Raw genomic sequence first — 3413 nt, 5'->3', positions numbered from 1 at the left:
TCCCGGTAAGCCAACACAGAACGCTTTCATTGAAAGTTTCAACGGCAGCTTCCGGGACGAATGCCTGAACGAAACGCTGTTCTCGTCGTTAGCAGACGCCCGATTAGAGATCACCAAGTGGAAGGAGGACTACAATCAAAACCGGCCCCATTCATCACTGGGAAATCTCACGCCCAACGAATTTGTGGCCAAAATCACGTTGCAAAAACTGGCCGCATGAAGCCACAAATCAATACGCGGATTCTCCTAAAATCTGGAGGAGAGTTGGGTCTCAGGTCAGTGCCGGTGACCAAACTTTGCGCGTGGTTCGATGTCCCTCGTCGCACGTTCTACTACAAACCGACAAAGGCCGCGCCAAAATTAGACGACAAGTTCGTCGCGCCGATCAAAGCGCTCATCGAACAAGAGCCGTCTTTCGGACATCGCACCGTCGCCCGGCTTCTTGGGTTCAACAGAAACACCGTGCAGCGCATTTTCCAGATTAAGGGTTGGCAGGTTCGGAAACGATCCATCGGGGCCAGACCACGCGTTGAGGCTTTGCCATCCGTTGCAGAGAGGCCCAACGAACGCTGGTCAACCGACCTGTGCCGCGTCTGGGCTGGAAGAGACGGTTGGGCCACGTTGGCGCTTGTCATGGATTGCCACACGCGAGAGCTTTTGGGCTGGCACCTGTCACGATCCGGCAAGGCCACGACAGCAGTGTCAGCACTTGAACACGCGCTGATCGCCAGGTTCGGCACGCTAGGCAAAGTCGATGAGCCGTTTCTTCTTCGCAGCGACAATGGCCTGGTCTTTACGTCTCGCGCCTACACCAAACTCGTTCGTAGCTATGGTCTACGCCAAGAGTTCATCACACCACATTGTCCGCAGCAGAACGGGATGATGGAACGTTTGATCCGGTCACTGAAAGAGCAGTGCGCTCATCGCCATCGCTTCGAAAGCCTGGCACATGCGAGCCGCACGATTGGCGACTGGATCCAGTTCTACAATCAAAAGCGTCCGCATCAGGCGCTTGCCATGCGCACGCCAAACGAGGCATTCAAACTAGCAGCCTAACCTGAGCAGATTCCGCTGGGTCGATACATCAACGGCAAGTTCCGGGACGAGTGCTTAAACCTGCACTGGTTCCGCTCGCTACCACACGCCCGCGAAGAGATCGGCCGGTGGCGCCACCACTACAATACCGAGCGCCCACATTCGGCACTCGGATATCTATCCCCAACGGAGTTCCTGATAAAAACCACCGCGCCAGCGCTTGAGACTCTTGCGGTCTCCACGCTGTCGCTCAACACTCAAACCCAACCGGAAGATTCTGGATCACCCCGGCCCTAATCGCGGGGGAAGGTCAGCTGAGCGCCGATTGCAATCATCGATGCAAATGCAGAGAAATGGCGCTTTGTCCCGCAATATGTGAATTCACCCATCATCGGATCTTGCGGTTGCAGCGAATGGCCGGTTCGACGGGCCGCAGCGCAGCATCTAATGTCCCCGGCGGACGGCGGCTTTGGGCCGGCTATGTCGGGTGGCCAGGTTTGCAACCCCGGCCACCCAGCTCCTGAAATCAGGAGTGTCGGTTTGGTTCTTCTCGCTGCGCCAAGCGTTCTTGAAGCCAGTCCAGCACTTCACTCTCAACCCAGCCCACCCGGTTAGGGCCCAGCGGTACCCGCTTGGGGAATAGGCCTGCCTTCTCCAGTCGGGCTATGTGTTGGGGTGAGTACAGAACAAGCTCCTTCACCTGACGTTTTGAAAGTATCCTCATCACGAAGTCTCCATGATTGGAGAGCAACGCGATGCCCTCAGGTTTCAACAAGTCTCCCGAGAGGTCGGTATGCTAGGTCAGAATGGTGGGTTGATACAATTAATATGCGCCTCGCGGAACATAATGGCACATAGCATCGCTGCAAAAGGGGTGGACTAAACGGGGGCTTGAAAATTCTTCATGACAGTTTCTGTATTAAAAGCAGAAACTTATGAGAATTAATGGTGCCCAGGAGAGGACAAGGGCATCATTTGAAATCAATACCTTAGGTGTTGAAGATAGTAAAAAAATCGTAATCGAAAACGAAAACCCCGGCGCGACGGCGATCGCAACCGGGGCTAAAGACGTTGTGGAAGGCGTCTATCTCTGCGGCGATCATATCGCAGCCTTTCCCATATTGGCAATGCATTGGGGGGCGCTTGTATGACCGCGTTCCTCAAAAAATACATGCGCCCGGCCTACAAGAGCATATCGCGGGCGTTGGGGTATAGCCTGACCCTCGGAACGTCCGAAGCCTGGGCGGCTTTCAGCACGATCGCTGCACACCGCCTTTCTCTGGAAGATCGCGCCGGTATGGCATTCGCTACCCTGAGCAGCCTTGACCCCGCTCAAGCCGAACAAGTCGCCGCAGCGGCCCTGAGGGCGGCTGGAATGCCCGCCAGCTCTTTCCTTGGCGCAATGCTTGAGGCCCGCCTCTGGGCGCACAGCGCCACAGAGACCGAGAGGAAGGCCTATTGCCTGGCCTGCTTCGAAGTCATGGCCGAGGCCAATCAATCCGCCTTCCTGCAACGCGCTACGGCAATGGAGGCCGCCGCATGAAATACGATCGCCGATTGCCCCGAACCACGATTCCGCCCGTGTCGCCGCCACACCTCAGTATGCATCTTCGGGAGCATCCAGGCGAAAGCGCCTATGAGCTCGAACAGATGGCACTGGCCGCCGCCTACGAGATCGAAGACCTTGCACAGGTTGCCCTGGTCACGCAGTGGATCGACGTTGAGCTTGCCGGGCCGCACCTACCCGGCACCCGTGTATCTCTGCCGATCGGCCCGGTTCTGAACGGTGCCGCCGTCACGGTTCATTGGGAGGAACCGGGGCAATCATCTGTTGCCTTGACACCGTCCCAATACCAGCTGCGTGGGGGCATGCGTCCTTACCTGAGGTTGATCGATGATGGCCAACTGCCAAAGGCCCTGCAGGTCGGTAGCACAACCCTTCTGATCGCCTATGAAGCTGGGTTCGGCCCTGACGCAATGACCGTCCCGGCCGACCTGCAACACGCCATACTGGACCAGGCTGCATCTGCCTATGACCAGCGCGGCGTTGCTGAGCCCGGCGATGGCACATGGAGGTCGCCCCATGCTGCCCGGATCATCGGAAAGTATCGGGGGGTCCGCGCATGATCGATACGGACATTGAACGGCTGCTCTATCACATGCCCGTTGTGGCGGAGAGAGCATCCAACGCTTGGACCAAGAAATTTGCGACGGACATGGCCAAGCGGGCCAGGTTCCGCAACTGGAAGCCTAGGGTCAGGACTCGTTCTTGTCTCAAAGCCAGAACATGACGGTTGCGGCCAATGCGATGGCTGAGAGGAAGACTTTTGGGCATCGGTCGTAGCGAGTGGCCACACGCCGCCAGTCTTTCAGTCTTC

At 57.2% G+C, this 3413-nt stretch carries 6 protein-coding genes and 2 pseudogenes; 6 read left to right on the top strand and 2 right to left on the bottom strand.

Translation table 11 applies throughout. From position 1 onward, the window contains the following. From ACP15K_RS20220 to ACP15K_RS20210, 3 genes and pseudogenes are all read left to right on the top strand, one after another. Window positions 1-220 (top strand): integrase core domain-containing protein (locus ACP15K_RS20220; protein WP_424991422.1); only part of this gene is annotated, 220 nt, incomplete at its 5' end. Further along, on the top strand, window positions 217-1056 hold the full coding sequence (locus ACP15K_RS20215) for an IS3 family transposase (protein WP_424991454.1): 840 nt from the start codon (window positions 217-219) through the stop codon (window positions 1054-1056). The genes ACP15K_RS20220 and ACP15K_RS20215, both read left to right, overlap by 4 nt. Before the next feature lie 30 nt (window positions 1057-1086). Beyond that, window positions 1087-1332: pseudogene (locus ACP15K_RS20210) on the top strand (integrase core domain-containing protein); the annotation flags it as partial. Window positions 1333-1561: 229 nt separating this feature from the next. Here ACP15K_RS20210 and ACP15K_RS20205 read toward each other — a convergent pair. After that, window positions 1562-1759 (bottom strand): helix-turn-helix transcriptional regulator, encoded by a 198-nt coding sequence (locus tag ACP15K_RS20205; RefSeq protein WP_424991455.1) that lies wholly within the window; start codon window positions 1757-1759, stop codon window positions 1562-1564. A 211-nt stretch (window positions 1760-1970) separates the two neighbouring features. On the opposite strand from ACP15K_RS20205, the gene ACP15K_RS20200 reads away from it, so the two are divergent. The 3 genes from ACP15K_RS20200 to ACP15K_RS20190 are packed head-to-tail and all read left to right on the top strand — an operon-like array spanning window position 1971 to window position 3162. Beyond that, entirely contained in the window at window positions 1971-2186 is a 216-nt protein-coding gene (locus ACP15K_RS20200; RefSeq protein WP_424991453.1) for a hypothetical protein, read from the top strand. Then, window positions 2183-2578, top strand: coding sequence for a hypothetical protein (locus tag ACP15K_RS20195; RefSeq protein WP_424991452.1), 396 nt, complete (start codon window positions 2183-2185; stop codon window positions 2576-2578). Before ACP15K_RS20200 ends, ACP15K_RS20195 begins: the two co-directional genes overlap by 4 nt. Next, window positions 2575-3162: a head-tail connector protein gene (locus tag ACP15K_RS20190; protein WP_424991451.1), complete on the top strand. Its 588-nt coding sequence runs from the start codon at window positions 2575-2577 to the stop codon at window positions 3160-3162. Before ACP15K_RS20195 ends, ACP15K_RS20190 begins: the two co-directional genes overlap by 4 nt. A gap of 147 nt (window positions 3163-3309) precedes the next feature. Here ACP15K_RS20190 and ACP15K_RS20185 read toward each other — a convergent pair. Next, window positions 3310-3413, bottom strand: a pseudogene (locus ACP15K_RS20185) (IS5/IS1182 family transposase); the annotation flags it as partial.

It is taken from the genome of Fluviibacterium sp. S390, assembly GCF_049800695.1.
Lineage (GTDB): Bacteria > Pseudomonadota > Alphaproteobacteria > Rhodobacterales > Rhodobacteraceae > Meridianimarinicoccus.
The sequence above is the reverse complement of the archived record's forward strand: the minus strand, read 5'-3'. Positions and strand labels throughout refer to the sequence as shown.

What these genes read in the sequence shown, in the direction of transcription:
- ACP15K_RS20205 (WP_424991455.1), bottom strand. Translation starts at nt 1,759, where the DNA reads ATGAGGATACTTTCAAAACGTCAGGTGAAGGAGCTTGTTCTGTACTCA.
- ACP15K_RS20215 (WP_424991454.1), top strand. Translation starts at nt 217, where the DNA reads ATGAAGCCACAAATCAATACGCGGATTCTCCTAAAATCTGGAGGAGAG.
- ACP15K_RS20190 (WP_424991451.1), top strand. Translation starts at nt 2,575, where the DNA reads ATGAAATACGATCGCCGATTGCCCCGAACCACGATTCCGCCCGTGTCG.
- ACP15K_RS20200 (WP_424991453.1), top strand. Translation starts at nt 1,971, where the DNA reads ATGAGAATTAATGGTGCCCAGGAGAGGACAAGGGCATCATTTGAAATC.
- ACP15K_RS20195 (WP_424991452.1), top strand. Translation starts at nt 2,183, where the DNA reads ATGACCGCGTTCCTCAAAAAATACATGCGCCCGGCCTACAAGAGCATA.